Origin of the sequence: Streptococcus mitis (assembly GCF_946190375.1) — a bacterium.
GTDB classification, from domain to species: Bacteria; Bacillota; Bacilli; order Lactobacillales; family Streptococcaceae; genus Streptococcus; species Streptococcus mitis_CJ.
In genome coordinates this window covers 42,699-64,183 of record NZ_CAMIAF010000010.1, presented here as the reverse complement: position 1 = coordinate 64,183, position 21,485 = coordinate 42,699, and the positions used below count along the sequence as shown (strand labels likewise).

The window sequence follows — 21,485 nt, the reverse complement described above, 5'->3', positions numbered from 1 at the left end:
AGCTAGGGTACATTATCACAACATTCACACCATCAAAAATAGTAGCAATCAAATTAAACCACTACCAAAATAACAAAGACAGAAACCATTGGTGCAATATCAACACCATTAAAGAATATAAATAACCGCTAAGAATAAGACTTAACGGTTATTTTCTACATATCTATTTTTTTCAAATCCTCAGTCGTTTATCTACCTATAACCTAGGCTTTACGAGTGCCTTGCTCTTCCAACTGATACTCAATGAAAATCAAAAAGCAAACTAGCCGCAGGCTGCTCAAAACACTGTTTTGAGGTTGTAGATAAGACTGACGAAGTCAGTCACATATAAACGGCAAGGCGACGTTGACGTGGTTTGAAGAGATTTTCGAAGAGTATGAGCTAAATCGGCTATTACACTTACAGTATATCACTCTGAGAATAGATATCAAGGAATTTTCATCTCTATTAGAAAAAGCCTGTCCTGAGACAAGGCTTTGAGTTTCTTCATCTTAGGACCCAGCGCTTTCATAAGAATCCAAGCCCCTGTCCCAGAGTTTAAGGGAAACACCAAAAAAGACAAGGGAAATCAAAATCAAACCTCCGATGTTAAAGATTACATCCTTGTCCTGCAAGAAATAGCTAGCAGGATAGTAGGCCGTAAAGGCAAAAGGTACGATAAAGCTAATCAACCAACGAAGAAATGAATTGTAAATGGAAATGGGATACTTGGCAAAATCATTAAACATATAGAAAATGTAAATCATGGCGCCTGACTGTTTGGTCCAAAAAGCGATACTAGCTGTCGCAATTTTTAAAGAAGTATAAATCAAGGTCGCAAAAGGAATACAAACTAGGAAAAGCAGGAATTTTGGAAGAGTCCAATCAATGCTAGTCACTGTTGTTCCCAATAAAATACCACCGACTAAGAGTTCACCCAAGGCATCAATCTGAAAGGTCTCAACCAAGATGTGAAAGAGAGGATTGATAGGACGAGTCAGATACTTGTCAAACTCCCCTTTTCGGACTAGGCGTTGCCCTAGTGCCCAGAGATTGTCAAAAAAGAGATGGTCCAGTCCCTTGGGAATCAAGGAAAAGCCATAGATAAAGGCAATTTCTTGAAAAGTCCAACCTTCCAGGGATGGAATGTGTTGAAAGATGACATTGAGAAACAAGAGGTTCAAGCCTTGAGTCAGAAATACTCCCAGGACTCCAACCACAAAATCCACCTTGTATTCCATGATTTGCTTGATGTATTGTCTGATAAAAATCAGATGCATGCGTTGATATTTTTTCATACTACCCTCCTTGAATGGTGATAAAGGACTGGACTCGTTTCCAAATCAACTGAGACAAGCCCACCATCACTAAGAGCCAGAAAAACTGCAAAGCGAGCGCCTGAATCATCTGACTGGCATCGTATTTCCCAACAATGATCATGACCGGAGTATAAATCAAGGATGAAAAAGGCAAGAAGGACAGAATATCTGAAACAACCTTTGGAAAGAAAGCCAAGGGAATCAAACTTCCAGACATAAAAACCACTATGGAAGTCTTAAGTAGGTTGGAACCCCAAAGATTTTTAAACACAAAGGCAGAAAATCCAAAGCAGATATTAAAGAAAAAGTTAATCAGATAAGCTAGCGTTAGACTAAAGAGATAAAGGACAGTTAAACCCAACACTTCTACAATCCCTTGCCCAGATACGATTTTCATCAAAACAATGACACTTAAAAATGGAAGGCCAACAGAGATAAAAATCAACCACTTGGACCCAAGCTCAGTAAAGAGATAAGAGGCCGCAAAATGCACTGGTCGCAACAAACGCATGATAATGGAACCATCCTTGACCTCCTCTCCAATCATAAAGGACGAATCTGACCTAGTCAGAAGATTTGTCACAAAACTCATGATGATGTAGAGGGTGATATCTGCCATACTAAAGCCCTGAATCAAGGACTCCTGCGATGAATCAAAGACAGCCTTCCAAAGATAAAAAGCCACAAAAGCACCCATGACATCGCCGATCCGATAAAGAATAAAGTTGACTCGATAGGTAATCAACTCCTGAACACCTGCATTGATAAAGGGTTTATAACGTCTCCACAATTTGACCATCTTAGAGCTCCTTTCGATAGAAGCGACGGATAATATCCTCGATATCCGTATCCACCATCTTCAAATCGCAGATTTCAAAATCAGACAGGGTTTGCTTAATAATATCAGCCGATTGGTAGCGAGAACTATCGAATTCAATGTTGAGGCTATTCCCCTGTCTATCAACGGTCATATCAGGCAATCCTTCATAGTGAGAGACGAGATGACTTTGATCTGGTAGCAGTTCAAAGGAGAGCGTCTTCATCTTGCCAAAGGTTTCCTTGAGTTGGCTCACCGTTCCATCAAAAATTTCCTGCCCCTTGTCAATCATAAAAATCCGATCACAAAGTTGCTCAATGTCGCTCAAGTCATGAGTGGTCAAGAGAATGGTGGTTTCTTCCTCCTGATTGATCTGGGTAATAGCCCGACGAATGTTATCCTTGACCGAAACGTCCAAACCAATGGTCGGCTCATCTAAAAAGAGAACCTTGGGATTGTGAAGCAAGGAAGCTGCAATGTCCGCCCGCATGCGCTGTCCCAGTGAAAGAGTTCGCACGGGGTCCTTGATAAAGTCCTTCAAATCCAAGACTTCATTCAAAAAATCCATGCGCTTATGGAAGAGCGAATCTGGCACATCGTAAATCTCCTTTAAAACCGTGTAGGTCTCTTGCAGAGCCAAATCCCACCATAGCTGGGTGCGTTGTCCGAAAACGACGCCAATATCTTTGACATAATCTTGACGATTGTCCTGGGGAATCTTGCCGTTAATCCGACAAAAACCAGATGTCGGTTTTAAAATCCCTGTCAGCATTTTGATGGTGGTTGACTTCCCAGCACCATTTGCCCCGATAAAACCTAAAATCTGGCCTTTTGGTACTTCAAATGTTAAATCCTTGACGGCTTCAAAAGTCTGCTTTTCAGGATGAATAAAGGAACGTAATGCCCCCTTCAAGCCCGGTTCCTTAACAGTCTTCACAAAATTTTTCTGAAGATGTTCCACTTCTATCATTGCCATATCTATCTCCCTATCGCAAGGAATAGCAACATTGTATTTTTGACTACAAATATTCTAAATCCTTACTTTCTACACCTTCTACATTTTATTGCTACAGAAGGCTTTATACCAACCTATTATAGTCCAATAAAAACTAGAATGCAAGCGTTTGCCTAAAGTTTATGGAATTGAATTTTTTCTCTTAAAGTGGTATTTTTAATTCAATATTCTGGTTTAATAGTTTCCTTAAAACACCAAAAAACCCACCCAATGGGCAGGTCTTCTCTGTATTATTCAGCTAGATTATGCTTTACCTTCTGAACCGAATACGTCGATACGTTCTTCAACTGATGCTTGGATAGCTTTTACACCATCAGCCAAGAATTTACGTGGGTCGAAGAGTTTTTTCTTGTCGTATTCTGCTTCGTTTGCTTCGTAGTCACGAGCAAATTTACGAGTTGCGTTAGCGAATGCGATTTGGCATTCTGTGTTAACGTTAACTTTCGCAACACCAAGTTTGATAGCTGCTTGGATTTGCTCATCAGGAATACCTGAACCACCGTGCAATACGATTGGGAATCCTGGAACAGCTTCAGTCAATTTTTGCAAGTGATCAAGGTGAAGACCTTTCCAGTTTTCTGGGTAAGGACCGTGGATGTTACCGATACCAGCTGCCAAGAAGTCGATACCAGTTTCAACCATTGCTTTAGCGTCTTCGATTGGAGCCAATTCACCATCACCGATGATTCCGTCTTCTTCACCACCGATAGTACCAACTTCAGCTTCTACTGATACACCATTTGCATGAGCAAATTCTACAACTTTACGAGCTTTTTCAAGGTTTTCTTCAACTGGAAGGTGTGAACCATCAAACATAACTGAAGTATAACCAACTCGGATACACTCAAGTGCATCTTCGTAGTGACCGTGGTCAAGGTGGATAGCTACTGGTACAGTGATACCCATTGATTCAACAAGGTTAGCGATCAAGTTGCGAGCAACTTTGTAACCACCCATGTATTTAGCAGCACCCATTGAAGTTTGGATCAAAACTGGAGCTTTTTTAGCTTCTGCTGCGCGCAAGATAGCTTGAGTCCACTCAAGGTTGTTTGTGTTAAATCCACCAACTGCATAACCGTTGTCACGAGCTGCTTGGACAAATTTTTCTGCTGAAACGATTGCCATTTTATCAGGCCTCCTGTATATTTTTATGGGTCATCCCATTTACATTGTTCATTTTATCACTTTTTGACAAAAAAATCTAGTTTTTCTCGCAGTTTCGATTGAATTTCTTCTAGCTTCATCTATGTAAACCCTTTCTATCCCTAGTCTTGGACGACTTTTGGAAAAGCTATAAAGAAGATTAAACGATTCTCTTGCATTTTAAAACGATAAGCTAATTTTTCATGTTCCAATAGACTCTTAACCACAAAGAGTCCCATCCCAGACCCCTTGGCCTTGCGACTAGCATTGTCAGAAAAAGACTGGGCTAGTTTTTCTTGTTCTTCTGGACTACAGCTATTTTCTATAAAAAATTCCCCTTCTCTTTCTCCAATGCGAACTAAGCCACCTGGAATAGAGTGCTTGATAGCATTGCTAATGAGGTTAGAAAGAATCAACTTCATAACCGATGGGTTTAGATAAGCTTGCTGATTGGTTAAACTATTGTCTATCTGGAGTTCTCTTTCCTTGGCGAGCAAGGCATAATCCTTGACTAGAGTTTGCGTCATCTGGTGTAGGTCAATTTGTTCCCTATCATCTCGCAATTCCTGCACAGACGAGAGGGAAAGTATCTGGAGAACGTGGTGATTGAGCTCATCCACAATCCCCAAGGCAACTCCCAGATAGTGATCTCTATCCTTATAACGACCGACATTTTCTTTCATGTTTTCAATCAGGATTTTCAAACTAGCCAGCGGTGTTTTCAATTCATGAGAAGCCCCTCGTAGGAATTCGACCTTCATCTTTTCCAGCTGGAGAATGGCTTCATTCTTGTCATGCAAGTCCGCAATGACAGTCAAAAGATGCTGGTAGAGGCTATTGATTTGTTCCTTGAGATCACCAATCTCATCCTTAGAATCCACGCGCAAACGTACTTGAGCATCCAGATCCATCATCCGACGGGTCACTCGCTTGATTTCTAATATTGGAGCAACAATGGTCCGAGCATAGATATAGGCCACCAAGAGGGAAATCAGAAAGGATGCCAGCAAGGTATAGGGGAGAAATTGGAGACTGATTTGCTCTGCTTCCTTTTGCAAATCCATGGAAACTAGAAACTGGAGAGTCATAGTACCACCGTCCTGCGTTGTCACCTCACGCTCCTCAATAAAGAGCGAAGTGGTTTGACGGTCCGTGTCCAGAGGAAGACTGTCCTTGACTTCTAACTTGTCCTCGGTCATCTCTCCCTTAACGGCCCCCTTGATATCACTAGTCTGGGAATACAAGTCTAACACTTGCTCGATACTCTGCCTATCCTTACCTTCTAGGGACTGGGCAATGGCTGTTGCCTTCTGACCAATGGTTTCCTGACGGTGGCTCAGATAAGTCGAAGGAAAAAGAAAATAAATAGCTAAATGAAGGCAAATAACCAGAACACTAAAAATCGAGAAGGTATAGATAAATATCTTTGTAAATAAACCTGTTCGTTTCATTTTCGCTCCAATTTATAACCAACATTACGCACAGTGAGGATGCAGTCCAAGTCTAACTTTTTCCGCAGTTCCTTGATATAGACATCAATGACACGGTCAAAGGGAACCTCATCTGTCGCTTTCCAGACGGCATCGATTATCTGAGACCGAGTCAAGGCCCGTCCTTCATTTTTCACCAGATAGTCCAGAATTTCCAACTCTTTAGCATTGATGGCTACTTCCTCACCTGCGAGGCTTGCACTGTAGCTTTCAAAGTCCACCTTGGCATCCTTATAGGAGAAGACTCGTCCTGTATCGTAGTAGCGCTTGAAAATCGCGTCCACCCTCACTTTTAAGAGGGAGAGGGAGAAAGGTTTTTCCAGATAGCCATCTGCCAAAGAGGCAAAGGCACTCATCTTGTATTCCTCATCCTGAAATGCAGTCAACATCAAAACAGGAACCTGACTGGTTTTACGAATCTCAGCTAGAACTTCCAGACCATTGAGCTTGGGCATCTGGATATCCAGTAAAACCAAGGCTACTTGATAGCTGGAAAATTTTTCTAAAGCTTCTTGCCCATCTGCAGCCTCAATGGTTTCATAACCACAATCTGTCAAATAGTCACTGATCCCCTCACGGATCATCTCTTCATCTTCTACAATTAAAATTTTCATACTTTAACTGCTCTCTATTTTTTATTTTTCTTAGAATAAATACCTGCTCTATTTATTATAGTCTCTTATTGGCCTTTTGTCTTTAAGAAACTTGCTACTAGATAAAACAAAGAGAGCCTATCGCTCTCTCTGCTCACATTTCACTCCCTGTGGAATGAACGTTATTTGGTTGCTTTTGAAAATGTTACAACGTAGTTATAATCTTTCCCATTAGCTTGATAGATATAGTCCTCTTTGAAAGTATAGCCACGTTTTCTCAACTCTTCTTTCTTAGCTTCAACTTGACTCTTTGCTGCTGCTTTCACCTGTTCATTTGTTGAACCTTCCGCGATATCAAGAGAAGTTCCATTGATATCTCCTAAGAAACCTGCAATATCTTTCATTTTATCAAAGTTATAAAATACATTTACTTTGACCTTTTGAGGAGCTGGCTGTTCTAGACTTCTACGATTTCTGCTAGCGCGTGGTTGAACTGCTGGAGCCATTCTGAAACCTGAAGTTCCTGTAGCCTCCTTAGTGAATGTGACGACGTAGTTATAATTTTTTACAGTAGTATCTTGCTCAAAAATAATGTCATTTTTCACATGATACCCTCTAGTAGCTAGATCTTTTATCTTGGCTTGAATTTTTTCTTTTACTAATTCTTTTGCCTGTTCTTCACTCGTTCCAGCAGGAATCATGACAGTGTTATCTTCTCCTGGGTCAGATAGGAAACCATGAATATCCGGCATTCCAGCGAAGTTATAACTAATATTTACGGTTCCATCTGGTTCTGATGTTGAACGTGCTACTCTTCTTGCTCTTGCTTGAACTGATGGGGCATTTCTAAAACTTGAAGTTCCTGATGATGTTGTTTCTGGTTGTGGTTGGGCTGTTGGTGCTGATGAGTTATCTGTCCCTTCTGCTGAGGCTGGTTGCGCTGCTCCTGAAGGTGCTTCTCCTGAACCATGTCCTATTGCTGTACTACCACCTTCAATCGTAGTTCCATCATTACGTCCATTTGATAAATTATCCTTATCAAAATTTGGTTTTGTATATTTTTCACCAGATATTTCAAGAGAATTAATTATATTTTGATGTTTTTCTGTAAGTATTAATGCCTCTTCTTCATCTTTAGCATTTTTAATGTCATCTACTGCATTCTTTCTTAACTCATATAATTTTGCTTTTAATTTTTCTTTTTCATCTGAGTTTTCAATCTTTTCAATTTCCGCTAATTTAATATTAACAACTGCGTCAATATTTTCTCTTATGCTATCCTGTTTAGTTTCCTCTAATAACTTTTCTTCTTCAGTTTTCGGTTCTGGTGTCGCTGGTTCTTCCGCTTTTGGCGCTGGTGTTGCTGGCTCTTCAACTTTTGGCGCTGGTGTTGCTGGAGTCTCTTCTTTCGGTGCCGGTGTCGATGGCTCTTCCGCTTTTGGCGCTGGTGTTGCTGGAGTCTCTTCTTTCGGTGCCGGTGTCGATGGCTCTTCAACTTTTGGCGCTGGTGTTGCTGGCTCTTCCGCTTTTGGCGCTGGTGTTGCTGGTTTCTCTTCTTTCGGTGCCGGTGTAGCTGGCTCCTCCACTTTTGGCGTGGTAGACGCTGGTTCTTCTGCTTTTGGCGCTGGGGTCGCTGGTTCTTCCACTTTCGGTGCTGGAGACGCTGACTCCTCTGCTTTCGGTGCTGGGGTCGCTGGTTCTTCCACTTTCGGTGCCGGAGTCGCTGGTTCCTCCACTTTTGGCGCTGGAGTCGCTGGCTCCTCCACTTTTAGTGCTGGAGTCGCTGGTTCTTCCACTTTTGGCGCTGGGGTCACTGGTTCTTCCACTTTTGGCGTTGTTGCCACTGGCTCTTCTGTTTTTGGCTCAGTTACTACTGGTTGTTCTGCTTTTGGTGCTGAAGTCGCTGGTTCTTCCACTTTTGGCGTTGTTGCCACTGGCTCTTCTGCTTTTGGTGCTGAAGTCGCTGGTTCTTCCACTTTTGGTGCTGGCGATACCGACTCTTCAGCTTTCGCTACCGATACTGCTGGTGTTTCCACAACTACTGGTGTCGTTTGTTTAACAGTAGTCCTTTGCTCTCCAGTCACAATATCTGTCTTTGTTTCAATTTCATAACTTTGACAGCTACCAGAATTGTCAATCGACACTCGCTGTCTTTTGACTTCTGTATTTCCATCTTTTAGAAAAGCTTCTTCGCTAAAATACAATTTATTATTGGCAAAAATCAAATCTCTATTGGCAATACGATTTATCTCAACCAAACTATCAACAGATAGCCCCGTTGCTCCACTAATAGCACTCAGTGTATCTCCCCACTTAATTGTATAGTGTGATAAATTGTCTATATTTTGAATATCAGCTTTTACTTCTGCAACTGTTCTGGCTACCCAAACACCATCTTGTTCATTAGCTGAAACAGTTTGAGCTAAAAATCCTAGCCCCAATAAAATCACACCTGTCGCAACAATTGCACCAGTTCTTAATTTTCTAAAGCCACGTAGGGATAATGTCCCTCTAACATTTGTTTGTCTCATTGTTTTCCTCACTATTTTATATTTTAAAAAAAGCAAACTCAGCCACAGCAGGCCCGTCTACCTTTGCAGTCTGGATAGGTATCTACAAGTTTTCTATTTATTTAAAAAAACAAATCATGGATAATTTTTTATGCATATTTGAATATAGAAATTGTAAATTGTTCTTCCACTGAATTCCACGATTTTAGTATATCATATTTAAACACTAAAGTACAAAGAAAGCGACTGAAAGCAATGATTTTCACCACTGCTTTCGGCTCTATTTTGTATTGTTAAATATCCATTCTCTATCCACCATTCTTGTATAGAAAAATAAGATGTAGTCTCTATTTTAGACTAATTTTTTCAAACTTATTCGCTATCCAGCAAGAGTTCTTTTGGTTGTTTTCTAAGGAGATTGCTTGAAGCAAGCGCCATAACGAGAACCACTAGAACCAAGGCAAGGACAAAGACGATGATAAAGTCTGCTGTCTGAATAGAAATATCTAGGCTCGACAAGGTCTTGCTAAAGCCATCTACTTCTGCACCACCACCAAGGTTAGAGGCTTGAGCCGCCTTGCTAGCCTGTTTGGCAACACCTGAAGTCACATTGACAAGGACAGTATTTCCGATGGCACGCGCTGTGTAGTTGGCTAGGAAGTAAGCAGAAACGAGAGCAGGGATGGCTATCAAAATGGATTCAGTTATGAATTGACCCAAGATACTTGCCTGCTTGAGACCAATAGAGAGGAGAATTCCCACTTCCTTGCGACGGGCATTGATCCAAAGGCTGAGCAAGAGGGCAAGGAGAAGAACTGAGAAACTCAAGCTACCCCAGAAGAGGAGGTTGGCCATCTTGTACATACCAGAGATGGATTGCTCAAGAGCTGGGTAGTTTGAGGAGCTCTTCACCAGTGTATAGCTCTTCCAGTTAATACCACTGATGCCATTCAATTCTTTCATGACATCATCCAAGTTTTTGTCCGCTGTTACAAAGAAGGTTGCGTCCCCATAAATAGCTGTGTCTTCTGTGTATCCATAAAGTTTAGCAGCCGTATGGATGTCTGTGATGGCTGTATTTTCGTAGAGTTCTTGTGAGTAGGTTACTGCCGACTTATTGTGACCATCAAAGAGTCCCTTGATTGTCACTTCGACTGTTTCCTTGGCACCTTTTTCATTGTCTGCATCGTAGATATTAGAGTCTAGTTTGACCTTGTCCCCTACTTTCCAGCCGTGTTTGGCTGCCAAGTCCTTGTGCAGGAGGATCTTGTCCTTGTCGTCGTTTGTTAGGTGCTCACCTTCGACTAACTTATAAGAACCAGAGACAAACTTGTCTTCTTTAGAGGAGTCATTGACACCTGTAATCATCAAGCTACTTCCAAAATGTTTGGCACGGTCAGGTGTCAGATTTTTCTTGGTTTCTGGCGTTTCGATAAGTTCATAGCCAGTCAAATCTCCGATAGCGTTGATGCGTTTCACATAAGACTCAATGGCCTTGTTTTCGGTGATTTTTTTGATATCTTCACCCTTGATATTCCCAGCACCACGTGGCGTTCCTTGATTGACGCGACGATTGATTTGCATGGAGAAGCTGTTGGTGATATTTTTAAAGGTCTCCTGAGAAGCTTTGGCAGTAGCTCCCTTGATCGACAAGCCGACCAAACTCAAGCTCGCCATGAGGAGAATAATCAGGAAGATGACGATCGATTTGAAAAACTTCCTTGTAACATAGGCAAATGCGTTGTGTAACATAGGTTCCCTTTCTAGATGTTGTTCTATTTTATAGTTCTAATACTCAATGAAAATCAAAAAGCAAACTAGGAAACTAGCCGTAGGTTGCTCAAAGCACTGCTTTGAGGTTTGTAGATAAAACTGACGAAGTCAGTAACCATATATCTACGGTAAGGCGACGCTGACGTGGTTTGAATTTGATTTTCAAAGAGTATAACAGAAAAAGCTCGTATTATTTCGTAGTATTGCGAGTTTCAGTCAGTTTCTTATCTTTCAACTCAAGTGTAATATCTGACGCTTGTGCCACTTCTTTGCTGTGGGTGACGACAATCACACATTTACCTGTTTTCTGGGCAAGTGATTTGAGCAGTTCGACAATATCTCCAGCAGTTTTAGGGTCCAGATTTCCCGTTGGCTCATCAGCTAAGATAACTGGAGCTTCTGAGACCAAACTACGAGCAATAGCAACACGTTGCTGTTGACCACCTGATAACTGGAGAACATTCCGCTTGATCTGACTTTCATCCAAACCAAGCTCAAGCAGTGTATCCTTGCTTGCCTTTTTATTGACCAAGCGGATATTTTCCAGTGGAGAAAGATAATCTATCAAGTTATAATTTTGAAAGACCAGGGAAATATGGTGCATGCGATGGTAAGAATAGCCCTTCTTACGAATATCCTCTCCTTGAAAAAGGATAGAACCTTCAACAGGACTATCTAGACCAGCAAGTAGGGACAAGAGTGTGGATTTTCCTGCTCCTGACTCACCAATAATACTGTAAAATTTTCCGGGTTCAAAATTATAATTGATCTGATATAGGACTGCTTCAGCAGTGTTCTTATAACGGTAGGTAAGGTCTTGTAATTGTAATAAAGTCATGATTTCTCCTTCTTAACTAATAGATGATAAAATTTCTTTCGGTGATTTGCTAAATAAGAATAGGAAACAAAGGGCTACAGATAAGCAACTAAGCAGAACTAGAAAAACATAGGATTCTGCAAAAGATAGGATGCTGGTTGATAGACTGCTTGCTTTGGCTAGTGTATCTTGTAAGCTTGCCTGATCTCCACTTGCTAGTAGAGTTTGGAGTAGGTAAGTTGTGATTGCGTTTCCTGCAGCAAATGCTGGAAGCAAAGCACCGAGAGATACCAAAACTACCTCTAAACAGAACTGTAGAAAGATTGAGCTCTTGCCTTTTCCAAGTGCCAGTAAAATTCCCACTTCGTAGACCCGTTCTCTCAACCAGAGAGACAAGACCAAAATTAAGGCTCCAGCTCCTGCTATCAACATCCCATAAAGGAAGATGGTCAGAAATGTTTGGAAAGTAGCAACTGAATCTTTGATTTGTTCAAAAGCCTTGCTTTCCTTTTCGACTTGATAGCCTTGATTTTCCAAGTCCAAGTTTTCTACCTGCTTCATGAGTCCGTCCATTTCCTTAGGATTTTCTACATAGAAGCGCGCTGCACTAACTTGAGATTCAGTATTGCCCAAAAGGGTTTGGCTACTTTCATAGTCTGTAAAGACTTGGTTTTCACTGAAGTCAGAAGACAAACCTGTAAATTTCTCTTGTTTTTTACCAGAGAAGATTCCGACGATTTCAAACTCGACAGTTTGTCCTTTACCAGCTTCTGACTGACCAGCATCTAAGGCAATCTTGTCATGAAGCGAAAGACCGTTCTTCTTAGCCAACTCTTCGTGGATGATGATTTTCTTGGAATCTCCTTTTTCAAGGTGTCGTCCTTCTTTTAGATTAAAAGCCGAGCTGGTAAAGGTAACATCCTTAGATGAATCTTCAAGAGCCGTTAAGCTAACCAAATTCTTATCCGCAGCTGACAAATCATCACGTTCAACGCTCTGCTCGCCACTCACTGCTTCCTTGTCTTTTAGTTTTGCGACCGTCTCGAGTTCAGGAGAAACATTTTCCAGTCCCTTAATCTTGCTTACGGATGCTAAGTCTGACAACTTGAATGTCTGACCATTTTCTATCTTCTTAATAGAAAAAGATGTGTTGAGTGATTTGTAAAGATTGGTTTCAACTGTTTTGTTGGACTTCATCAGAGTCAAACAGGCTGAAATTCCAGCCAATAGGACAAACAAAATCAGAAATAAAATAAAACTTCTCAGTCGTTTTCTGCTGACATAAGCCCAAGCTCTTTGGATTGGATTCATTCGTCACCTCCATATTTGTAAGACTATTATAAAATTCAAATATGAAATGTTTATGAAATACAAAAAAAGAGCAAAAATTTTTTACTCTACTTGAATTATATGAAAACAAAAGAGCTAGCCTAAGCTAACTCTTATCCTATGCGGAGAGAGGGACTTGAACCCTCACGACCTAAAGCGGTCACAGGATCCTTAGTCCTGCGCGTCTGCCAATTCCGCCATCCCCGCGTCGATTACTTTACTAGTATATCAACTTTTGGGATCCTTGTCAACACTTTTTTTCAATTTTTTTCATTTCACCAACCAAATTACTCAGAAATTTCATTTAGATTTTCATCTACTAACTTAGCTCCAAGTGTATTTTTGAAATGCCCTAGGGCAAATTGGTGATTTTCAGGCCAGATGGAAGCAACAGCTGGTTTAACAATCTCAATGTCATATCCTAGATTATAGGCATCTATAGCTGTGTGCAGGACACAGATATCCGTCAAGACTCCTGTTAAGATAACGGTAGACACTCGACGCTCTCTCAAACGGATATCCAGGTCAGTTCCCGAAAAAGCTGAGTAATGGCGTTTATCCATCCAAAAGACACGACTGTCTGAACCATGCTCTTGATAAAAGGTCCCCAAATCTCCGTATAAATTCCGTCCACTAGTCCCAATCAAATTGTGAGGAGGAAATAGTTTGCTTTCTGGATGGAAACAATCGTTTTCTTCGTGAGCATCTATTGTAAAGAAGATGTAATCTCCTCGTTCAAAAGCTAATCGAGTCACCTTGCTGATGGCATCCGAAATCGCCTGAGCTGGAGCGCCTGCTGTCAATTTTCCACTATCAGCAACAAAATCTTCTGTATAATCAATCGAAATTAAAGCCTTTGCCATTAGTAATCTCTTTTCTTCACTTCTTCAAAAATATCTGAAATCAAGACCTTAAGGTAGGTCCCTTTCATTCCAAGTGAGCGACTTTCAATAATCCCCGCAGACTCAAGTTTACGAAGGGCATTAACAATCACAGAACGGGTGATTCCGATACGGTCTGCAATCACAGACGCAGTCAACTGCCCTTCATTTCCATTTAATTCCCCTAAAATTGCTGAAACAGCACGAAGTTCGGAATAAGAAAGAGTGTTAACCGCCATGGTGACAGCAGTACGGCGACGGATATTTTTCTCATCTTCTTCTCGTTGGAAGTTAAGAAGCTGAATCCCAACAACGGTACTGGCAATCTCAACAAGGATCAAGTCCTCATCTTCGAATTTTTTATCATTGCGCCAAATAATCAAAGAACCAAGGCGAATCCCTGATACATGAATCGGTGCAATGGTCGTCAAGCCATCTGGAAAATCCGAACGACTCTCTACAGGGAAAATACTCAAATCATGATCAACTGTCAGATTGGCTTCTGTATCGTAAATCATGTTCGCACCTTGAATGTAGTCATCTGGGAAAATCTTAGTTTGGAAGAATTGCTCTACACGATCTGTATTGGTTTTGTAACGCATAAAATAACCAAGGAGACGTCCCTTGCTATTGACGATACAGGCGTTACAGTCAATAATATCTGCCAATTGACGGGTAATCGCATTGTATGGAAGTTCTTCCTGCAACTGCTCCTCTGAGCGCTTCAGGATAGAAGTAATTTTTCTTGTTTTTTCTAATAAATGTGCCATTTTTCACCTCGAATTTAATCGCTATCATTATAACATAAACAGCTTAAATTTTCAATTATTATCTGAAAATTGCTTATTTAATTGCAATTTGAAAAACAAGAATATTTTTAATTAAATCGCTTCTTTTCTATTGACAAGCTCCCTTTTTTTGTGTATTATAATATTACAAGAATATAATATATCTATTTTATTTATCTTTCTTTTTCCATTCGGTCTCCTTATATAAAAAAGCGATTCATTTTGAACCGCTTTTTCTTATTTATCGCCCTTGTTACGAATAACAAAGCCTGTTTTCTTTTCGCTTGAAGTAGTGCGTGGTTTTTTATTATCCTTACGATAACGTTTTTCCTTATCATAACGATCATTTCCACGACTTCCTTTTTTGAAATCATCACGACGACCACGACGGTTGTCTCCACGGCGATTATCACGACGGTCATCTCCACGACGACCTCCCTTAGCTTTACCACCGAAGCCATTACCTGATGGTTTAAATGGCAGTGGTTTTTCACGTGCAATCTCCACTTCAGGAAGACTATCTGGGTCTTGAACAGTCAGACTCAAGATATACATGGCCAATTCTTCAGGACTGAATTCTGAGGCCAATTGACGAGCATCCTTGCCAAACTTCTCAAAGTTGCTACGAATCTCCTCATTAGCAAAATCACGTTCGATTTTCTTAAGAGCTACTTGCTTTTTAGCTTGGAAGGCTTCTTCTGCACTTGCAGGTTTGAGACCTTTCATGCGTTTCTTTGTCAAGTTCTCGATGATTTGGAGGTAACCCATTTCATTAGGTGAAACGAAGGTAATAGACTGACCTGATTTACCAGCACGACCTGTACGCCCGATACGGTGAACATAACTTTCAGGATCTTGTGGAATATCGTAGTTGTAGACATGGGTCACACCTGAAATATCCAACCCACGCGCTGCAACGTCTGTCGCAACCAAAACATCAAGATTGCCATTTTTAAAGTCACGAAGGACACGAAGACGTTTGTTTTGGTCTAGGTCTCCATGAATTCCTTCTGCACGGAAGCCACGGATTTTCAGACCACGAGTCAATTCATCTACACGGCGTTTTGTACGACCAAATACGATAGCAAGTTCTGGTTGTTCCACGTCCATGAGACGGGTCATGGTATCAAATTTTTCTTGTTCTTTAACTCGGATATAGTATTGGTCAACCAATTCTGTTGTCAATTCCTTGGCAGCAATCTTCACATGCTCAGGTTCTTTCATAAACTGAACACCGATACGCTTGATGGCATCTGGCATAGTTGCTGAGAAGAGTAGGGTTTGACGGTTTTCAGGGACACGAGAAATGATCGCTTCGATATCTTCAAGGAAGCCCATGTTGAGCATTTCATCTGCTTCGTCAAGGATGAGAGTTTCAATATCTTGTAATTTCAAGGCCTTGCGTTTAATCAAGTCCAAGAGGCGACCTGGAGTTCCCACCACGATATGGGCACCAGATTTAAGAGCTTTGATTTGTTTTTCAATGCTGGAACCACCGTAAACTGAGCGAACTTTCACTCCCTTGCTACGGCCAAAGCGGAAGAGTTCTTCTTGACTTTGGACAGCAAGTTCACGTGTTGGAGCGATAACCAAAGCTTGGATGGTCGCTTCTTCTGTACGGATTTTTTCAAGGGTAGGCAAGCCAAAGGCTGCAGTTTTTCCTGTACCAGTCTGAGCTTGACCGATAACGTCCTTACCTTCAAGAGCCAAGGGAATAGTTTGTTCTTGGATCGGACTGGCTTCTACAAAACCAGCTTTTTCAATCTCTGCTAGCAAATCAGCAGACAAGTTTAATTCATTAAATTTCACGTTATTCTTCTTTCTAAAGGTGGTGCGAAGCCACCCTATAGGACTTAGTTTATACTTTTCTTTTTATGACGTATTTTCATATACTGGATATAAAATCGTGTTGCTTCTTTTCCACAAAAGAAAAGTAGTGTTTTCTTTGCAACCTATCTAGTATAACACAAGAGAGAAGCAAAAGATAGCCCAATCCATCGATAAAGTCATGTAAACGATTTTTCTGAGAAAGTAAGGCTATAATTTCCACTATTTCATAAACTTTTTTAAAGCGTAGCAGAATTGTGCAAAAGTTTTTTTCTTGTGCTAGAATGAAATTCGAATAGGAGGAACTCTAAATGTTAACTTATGATTTAATCGTTATCGGATTTGGTAAAGCTGGTAAAACACTAGCAGGTAAATTGGCTTCAGCTGGTAAAAAAGTTGCCCTCGTTGAACGTAGCAAAGCTATGTACGGTGGAACTTGTATCAACATTGGTTGTATCCCAACTAAAACCTTGCTAGTTGCTGCTGAAAAAGACTTGTCTTTTGAAGAAGTCATTGCTACCAAAAACACTATCACTGGTCGCCTCAACGGTAAAAACTATGCTACTGTTGCTGGTACAGGCGTAGATATTTTTGATGCGGAAGCTCACTTCCTTTCAAATAAAGTCATCGAAATCCAAGCTGGTGATGAAAAGAAAGAACTGACTGCTGAAACAATCGTCATCAACACTGGTGCTGTTTCAAACGTCTTGCCAATCCCTGGACTTGCTACAAGCAAAAACGTCTTTGACTCAACAGGTATCCAAAACTTGGACAAATTGCCTGAAAACCTTGGAGTCCTTGGTGGTGGAAATATCGGTCTTGAATTTGCTGGCCTTTACAACAAACTTGGAAGCAAGGTTACAGTCCTAGATGCCTTGGATACTTTCCTTCCTCGTGCAGAACCTTCCATCGCAGCTCTTGCTAAACAATACATGGAAGAAGACGGTATTGAATTGCTTCAAAATATCCGTACTACTGAAATTAAAAATGACGGTGACCAAGTGCTTGTCGTAACTGAAAATGAAACTTACCGTTTCGACGCCCTTCTTTACGCAACTGGACGCAAACCAAATGTAGAACCACTTCAACTTGAAAATACAGATATTGAACTAACTGAACGTGGTGCTATTAAAGTAGATAAACATTGTCAAACAAACGTTCCTGGTGTCTTTGCAGTTGGAGATGTCAACGGTGGCCTTCAATTTACCTACATTTCACTTGATGACTTCCGTGTTGTTTACAGCTACCTTGCTGGAGATGGCAGCTACACTCTTGAAGACCGTCTCAATGTACCAAACACCATGTTCATCACACCTGCACTTTCACAAGTTGGTTTGACTGAAAGCCAAGCAGCTGATTTGAAACTTCCATACGCCGTTAAGGAAATTCCTGTTGCAGCAATGCCTCGTGGTCACGTAAATGGAGACCTTCGCGGAGCTTTCAAAGCTGTTGTCAATACTGAAACAAAAGAAATTCTTGGAGCAAGTATCTTCTCAGAAGGTTCTCAAGAAATCATCAACATCATCACTGTTGCTATGGACAACAAGATTCCTTACACTTACTTCACAAAACAAATCTTCACTCACCCAACCTTGGCTGAGAACTTGAATGACTTGTTTGCGATTTAAGTTGAGATTTAATCGTATCGAACAGCCCCCTGAGGGCTGTTTTCACTTCTGCGAAATCTCATACTCTTCGAAAATCAAATTCAAACCACGTCAGCTTCACCTTGCCGTACTCAAGTACAGCCTACGGCTAGCTTCCTAGTTTGCTCTTTGATTTTCATTGAGTATCAAATCTGTCTTTCTCCTCTTTTATGATATAATAGAAACATGAACTTAAAAACTACTTTGGGACTCCTAGCTGGGCGCTCTTCCCACTTCATTTTAAGCCGTCTTGGCCGTGGAAGTACGCTCCCAGGAAAACTTGCCCTTCAATTTGATAAAGATATTTTACAAAACCTAGCTAAGAACTACGAGATTGTCGTGGTCACTGGAACCAACGGAAAAACCTTGACAACTGCCCTGACTGTCGGCATTTTAAAAGAGGTTTATGGTCAAGTTCTGACTAACCCAAGCGGTGCCAACATGATTACAGGGATCGCAACGACCTTCTTGACTGCCAAATCTTCTAAAACCGGAAAAAACATTGCCGTCCTAGAAATCGACGAAGCCAGTCTATCTCGTATCTGTGACTATATCCAGCCAAGCCTTTTTGTCATCACGAATATCTTCCGTGACCAGATGGATCGCTATGGGGAGATTTACACAACTTACAAGATGATTTTGGATGCTATTCGTAAGGTGCCTACTGCCACTGTTCTTCTTAATGGAGACAGTCCACTTTTCTACAAGCCAGCTATTCCAAATCCTGTACAGTATTTTGGTTTTGACTTGGAGAAAGGTCCAGCCCAGCTGGCTCACTATAATACCGAAGGGATTCTCTGTCCTGACTGTCAAGGCATCCTCAAATACGAGCACAATACCTATGCAAACTTGGGTGCCTATATCTGTGAAGGCTGCGGATGTAAACGTCCTGATCTCGACTATCGCTTGACAGAACTAGTTGAGTTGACCAACAATCGCTCTCGCTTTGTCATAGACGGCCAAGAATATGGTATCCAAATCGGTGGACTCTATAATATCTACAACGCCCTAGCTGCAGTTGCCATCGCCCGTTTCCTAGGTGCAGATTCACAACTCATCAAGCAAGGATTTGATAAGAGCCGTGCTGTCTTTGGACGCCAGGAAACCTTCCATATCGGTGACAAGAAATGCACCCTCGTCTTGATTAAAAATCCAGTCGGTGCGACCCAAGCTATCGAGATGATTAAACTAGCTCCTTATCCATTTAGCCTATCTGTCCTCCTAAATGCCAACTATGCAGATGGAATTGATACTAGCTGGATCTGGGATGCTGATTTTGAACAAATCACTGAGATGGACATCCCTGAAATCAACGCTGGCGGTGTTCGCCATTCTGAAATCGCACGTCGTCTCCGAGTGACGGGCTATCCTGCTGATAAAATCACTGAAACAAGCAGTCTGGAGCAAGTTCTTAAGACCATTGAGAACCAAGACTGCAAGCATGCTTATATTCTGGCTACCTATACTGCTATGCTGGAATTCCGCGAACTGCTGGCTAGTCGTCAGATTGTTAGAAAGGAGATGAACTAATGGTTTATACTTCACTTTCCTCAAAAGCTGGCAATTACCCCTATCAGATCAACATTGCCCACCTCTACGGAAACCTCATGAATACTTACGGGGACAATGGAAATATCCTCATGCTCAAGTATGTGGCTGAAAAACTGGGAGCCCATGTGACGGTTGACATCGTTTCACTTCATGATGATTTTGATGAAAATCACTACGACATCGCCTTTTTCGGTGGCGGTCAAGACTTTGAACAAAGTATTATTGCAGACGACCTACCTGCTAAAAAAGAGAGCATTGACAACTACATCCAAAACGACGGTGTGGTTCTCGCTATCTGCGGTGGTTTCCAACTATTGGGGCAATATTATGTTGAAGCTTCAGGGAGACGCATCGAAGGACTAGGGGTCATGGGCCACTACACCCTCAACCAGACCAATAACCGTTTTATCGGTGACATCAAGATTCATAATGAAGATTTCAATGAAACCTACTATGGATTTGAGAATCATCAGGGCCGTACCTTCCTCTCAGATGATCAAAAACCACTGGGACAGGTTGTCTATGGAAATGGAAATAACGAAGAAAAAGTCGGCGAAGGGGTTCATTATAAGAATGTCTTTGGTTCCTACTTCCACGGACCTATCCTCTCTCGCAATGCCAATCTGGCTTATCGCCTAGTCACCACCGCCCTCAAGAAGAAATATGGTCAGGACATCCAACTCCCTGCCTATGAAGACATTCTCAGCCAAGAAATCGCTGAAGAATACAGCGACGTCAAAAGCAAGGCTGACTTTTCTTAAACAAAGGAAAACCATATCAAAGAACTCCGTTATCTTGTCGGAGTTCTTTTTGTCTTTTCTTTTACCCTTCTCCCTTGCATTTTCTCACTTTTTTTGCCAAAATAGAGGGGTAGAAAGAAGGTAGCATATGTCTAAATTACAACAAATCGTAACATATCTTGAATCAGAAAAACTAGACGTCGCTGTCGTATCTGACCCCGTCACAATCAATTACCTCACTGGCTTTTACAGTGATCCCCATGAACGCCAAATGTTCCTTTTTATCCTAGCGGATCAGGAACCCCTCCTCTTTGTCCCAGCCCTTGAAGTAGAGCGTGCTACTAGTACTGTTTCCTTCCCAGTTGTGGGCTATGTAGATTCTGAAAATCCATGGCAAAAAATGAAACATGCTCTTTCACAGCTTGACTTCAAACGTGTCGCTGTTGAGTTTGACAATCTCATCTTGACCAAATACCATGGCCTGAAGACAGTTTTTGAAACAGCTGAGTTTGAAAACCTCACTCCCCGTATCCAACGCATGCGCCTCATCAAATCAGCTGATGAAGTGCAAAAAATGATGGTTGCAGGTCTCTATGCTGATAAGGCTGTTAAGGTTGGTTTTGACAATATTTCTCTTGATAAGACTGAGACAGATATCATCGCTCAAATTGACTTTGCTATGAAGCGTGAAGGTTATGAAATGAGCTTTGATACTATGGTCTTGACTGGTGATAATGCTGCAAATCCACATGGTATTCCAGCAGCTAACAAGGTTGAAAATGATGCTCTTCTCCTCTTTGACCTGGGTGTCCTCGTCAACGGCTATGCGTCAGATATGACTCGTACAGTCGCAGTCGGCAAACCTGACCAATTCAAGAAAGACATTTACAACTTGACCCTCGAAGCCCAACAGGCTGCTCTTGACTTTATCAAGCCGGGTGTGACTGCCCATGAAGTGGACCGCGCTGCCCGTGAGGTCATCGAAAAAGCTGGTTACGGCGAGTACTTCAACCACCGTCTCGGTCACGGTATCGGTATGGATGTCCACGAATTCCCATCTATCATGGAAGGAAACGACATGGTTATCGAAGAAGGCATGTGCTTCTCTGTTGAACCAGGTATCTATATCCCTGGTAAAGTCGGTGTCCGTATCGAAGACTGCGGTGTTGTTACCAAGGATGGCTTTGACCTCTTTACAAGCACCAGCAAAGACTTGCTTTATTTTGATTAATATTCATCTAATACTCAATGAAAATCAAAGAGCAAA

The 21,485-nt window shown here is 41.4% G+C and carries 17 protein-coding genes and 1 tRNA gene; 4 read left to right on the top strand and 14 right to left on the bottom strand.

Translation table 11 applies throughout. The features are described 5' to 3' along the window. Positions 1-491: 491 nt before the first annotated feature. From N8M09_RS06110 to cshA, 14 genes are all read right to left on the bottom strand, one after another. Positions 492-1,277 carry an ABC transporter permease gene (locus N8M09_RS06110; RefSeq protein ID WP_261064523.1) on the bottom strand — a complete coding sequence of 262 codons (786 nt, stop codon included), beginning with the start codon at positions 1,275-1,277 and terminating at the stop codon, positions 492-494. A gap of 1 nt (position 1,278) precedes the next feature. Continuing rightward, complete coding sequence (locus N8M09_RS06105; RefSeq protein ID WP_261064521.1) at positions 1,279-2,097, bottom strand: ABC transporter permease; 819 nt, start codon at positions 2,095-2,097, stop codon at positions 1,279-1,281. Position 2,098: 1 nt separating this feature from the next. Beyond that, positions 2,099-3,091 carry an ABC transporter ATP-binding protein gene (locus N8M09_RS06100; protein WP_261064518.1) on the bottom strand — a complete coding sequence of 331 codons (993 nt, stop codon included), beginning with the start codon at positions 3,089-3,091 and terminating at the stop codon, positions 2,099-2,101. A 282-nt stretch (positions 3,092-3,373) separates the two neighbouring features. After that, on the bottom strand, positions 3,374-4,255 hold the full coding sequence (locus tag N8M09_RS06095) for a class II fructose-bisphosphate aldolase (RefSeq protein ID WP_001019006.1): 882 nt from the start codon (positions 4,253-4,255) through the stop codon (positions 3,374-3,376). Between the two features lie 140 nt (positions 4,256-4,395). Further along, positions 4,396-5,724, bottom strand: coding sequence for a sensor histidine kinase VncS (vncS, locus tag N8M09_RS06090; RefSeq protein ID WP_261064517.1), 1,329 nt, complete (start codon positions 5,722-5,724; stop codon positions 4,396-4,398). Continuing rightward, complete coding sequence (vncR, locus tag N8M09_RS06085; protein WP_261064515.1) at positions 5,721-6,377, bottom strand: response regulator transcription factor VncR; 657 nt, start codon at positions 6,375-6,377, stop codon at positions 5,721-5,723. The genes vncS and vncR overlap by 4 nt, the downstream gene beginning before the upstream one ends. A gap of 161 nt (positions 6,378-6,538) precedes the next feature. Continuing rightward, positions 6,539-8,887, bottom strand: a complete 2,349-nt coding sequence (locus N8M09_RS06080) for a LysM peptidoglycan-binding domain-containing protein (protein ID WP_261064513.1) — start codon at positions 8,885-8,887, stop codon at positions 6,539-6,541. Between the two features lie 351 nt (positions 8,888-9,238). Continuing rightward, entirely contained in the window at positions 9,239-10,618 is a 1,380-nt protein-coding gene (gene vex3, locus N8M09_RS06075; RefSeq protein WP_261064511.1) for an ABC transporter permease subunit Vex3, read from the bottom strand. 211 nt (positions 10,619-10,829) lie between these two features. Next, complete coding sequence (vex2, locus tag N8M09_RS06070) at positions 10,830-11,477, bottom strand: ABC transporter ATP-binding subunit Vex2 (protein WP_000173725.1); 648 nt, start codon at positions 11,475-11,477, stop codon at positions 10,830-10,832. A gap of 12 nt (positions 11,478-11,489) precedes the next feature. Beyond that, entirely contained in the window at positions 11,490-12,767 is a 1,278-nt protein-coding gene (locus N8M09_RS06065; RefSeq protein ID WP_261064509.1) for an ABC transporter permease, read from the bottom strand. A 139-nt stretch (positions 12,768-12,906) separates the two neighbouring features. After that, a tRNA-Leu gene (locus N8M09_RS06060) sits at positions 12,907-12,992 on the bottom strand. An 80-nt stretch (positions 12,993-13,072) separates the two neighbouring features. Further along, positions 13,073-13,648 carry a cysteine hydrolase family protein gene (locus N8M09_RS06055; RefSeq protein WP_225742339.1) on the bottom strand — a complete coding sequence of 192 codons (576 nt, stop codon included), beginning with the start codon at positions 13,646-13,648 and terminating at the stop codon, positions 13,073-13,075. Next, entirely contained in the window at positions 13,648-14,436 is a 789-nt protein-coding gene (gene codY, locus N8M09_RS06050) for a GTP-sensing pleiotropic transcriptional regulator CodY (RefSeq protein WP_000940740.1), read from the bottom strand. Before codY ends, N8M09_RS06055 begins: the two co-directional genes overlap by 1 nt. Positions 14,437-14,691: 255 nt before the next feature. Further along, on the bottom strand, positions 14,692-16,263 hold the full coding sequence (gene cshA / locus N8M09_RS06045; protein ID WP_261064506.1) for a degradosome RNA helicase CshA: 1,572 nt from the start codon (positions 16,261-16,263) through the stop codon (positions 14,692-14,694). 329 nt (positions 16,264-16,592) lie between these two features. Here cshA and N8M09_RS06040 point away from each other — a divergent pair, with 329 nt between their 5' ends. The 4 genes from N8M09_RS06040 (at position 16,593) to N8M09_RS06025 (ending at position 21,449) form a co-directional block, all read left to right on the top strand. Beyond that, a complete protein-coding gene (locus N8M09_RS06040; RefSeq protein WP_000958933.1) occupies positions 16,593-17,909 on the top strand; it encodes an FAD-containing oxidoreductase in 1,317 nt (438 codons plus the stop codon). A 204-nt stretch (positions 17,910-18,113) separates the two neighbouring features. Next, a complete protein-coding gene (gene murT, locus N8M09_RS06035) occupies positions 18,114-19,457 on the top strand; it encodes a lipid II isoglutaminyl synthase subunit MurT (protein ID WP_261064504.1) in 1,344 nt (447 codons plus the stop codon). Next, positions 19,457-20,239 (top strand): lipid II isoglutaminyl synthase subunit GatD, encoded by a 783-nt coding sequence (gene gatD, locus N8M09_RS06030; protein WP_261064502.1) that lies wholly within the window; start codon positions 19,457-19,459, stop codon positions 20,237-20,239. The genes murT and gatD overlap by 1 nt, the downstream gene beginning before the upstream one ends. Before the next feature lie 127 nt (positions 20,240-20,366). After that, complete coding sequence (locus tag N8M09_RS06025) at positions 20,367-21,449, top strand: M24 family metallopeptidase (protein WP_261064501.1); 1,083 nt, start codon at positions 20,367-20,369, stop codon at positions 21,447-21,449. Positions 21,450-21,485: the final 36 nt, after the last annotated feature.

What these genes read in the sequence shown, in the direction of transcription:
- N8M09_RS06110 (WP_261064523.1), bottom strand. Translation starts at nt 1,277, where the DNA reads ATGAAAAAATATCAACGCATGCATCTGATTTTTATCAGACAATACATC.
- N8M09_RS06105 (WP_261064521.1), bottom strand. Translation starts at nt 2,097, where the DNA reads ATGGTCAAATTGTGGAGACGTTATAAACCCTTTATCAATGCAGGTGTT.
- N8M09_RS06040 (WP_000958933.1), top strand. Translation starts at nt 16,593, where the DNA reads ATGTTAACTTATGATTTAATCGTTATCGGATTTGGTAAAGCTGGTAAA.
- N8M09_RS06055 (WP_225742339.1), bottom strand. Translation starts at nt 13,648, where the DNA reads ATGGCAAAGGCTTTAATTTCGATTGATTATACAGAAGATTTTGTTGCT.
- N8M09_RS06080 (WP_261064513.1), bottom strand. Translation starts at nt 8,887, where the DNA reads ATGAGACAAACAAATGTTAGAGGGACATTATCCCTACGTGGCTTTAGA.
- N8M09_RS06025 (WP_261064501.1), top strand. Translation starts at nt 20,367, where the DNA reads ATGTCTAAATTACAACAAATCGTAACATATCTTGAATCAGAAAAACTA.
- N8M09_RS06100 (WP_261064518.1), bottom strand. Translation starts at nt 3,091, where the DNA reads ATGGCAATGATAGAAGTGGAACATCTTCAGAAAAATTTTGTGAAGACT.
- vncR (WP_261064515.1), bottom strand. Translation starts at nt 6,377, where the DNA reads ATGAAAATTTTAATTGTAGAAGATGAAGAGATGATCCGTGAGGGGATC.
- gatD (WP_261064502.1), top strand. Translation starts at nt 19,457, where the DNA reads ATGGTTTATACTTCACTTTCCTCAAAAGCTGGCAATTACCCCTATCAG.
- vex2 (WP_000173725.1), bottom strand. Translation starts at nt 11,477, where the DNA reads ATGACTTTATTACAATTACAAGACCTTACCTACCGTTATAAGAACACT.
- murT (WP_261064504.1), top strand. Translation starts at nt 18,114, where the DNA reads ATGAACTTAAAAACTACTTTGGGACTCCTAGCTGGGCGCTCTTCCCAC.
- vex3 (WP_261064511.1), bottom strand. Translation starts at nt 10,618, where the DNA reads ATGTTACACAACGCATTTGCCTATGTTACAAGGAAGTTTTTCAAATCG.
- vncS (WP_261064517.1), bottom strand. Translation starts at nt 5,724, where the DNA reads ATGAAACGAACAGGTTTATTTACAAAGATATTTATCTATACCTTCTCG.
- N8M09_RS06095 (WP_001019006.1), bottom strand. Translation starts at nt 4,255, where the DNA reads ATGGCAATCGTTTCAGCAGAAAAATTTGTCCAAGCAGCTCGTGACAAC.
- codY (WP_000940740.1), bottom strand. Translation starts at nt 14,436, where the DNA reads ATGGCACATTTATTAGAAAAAACAAGAAAAATTACTTCTATCCTGAAG.
- N8M09_RS06065 (WP_261064509.1), bottom strand. Translation starts at nt 12,767, where the DNA reads ATGAATCCAATCCAAAGAGCTTGGGCTTATGTCAGCAGAAAACGACTG.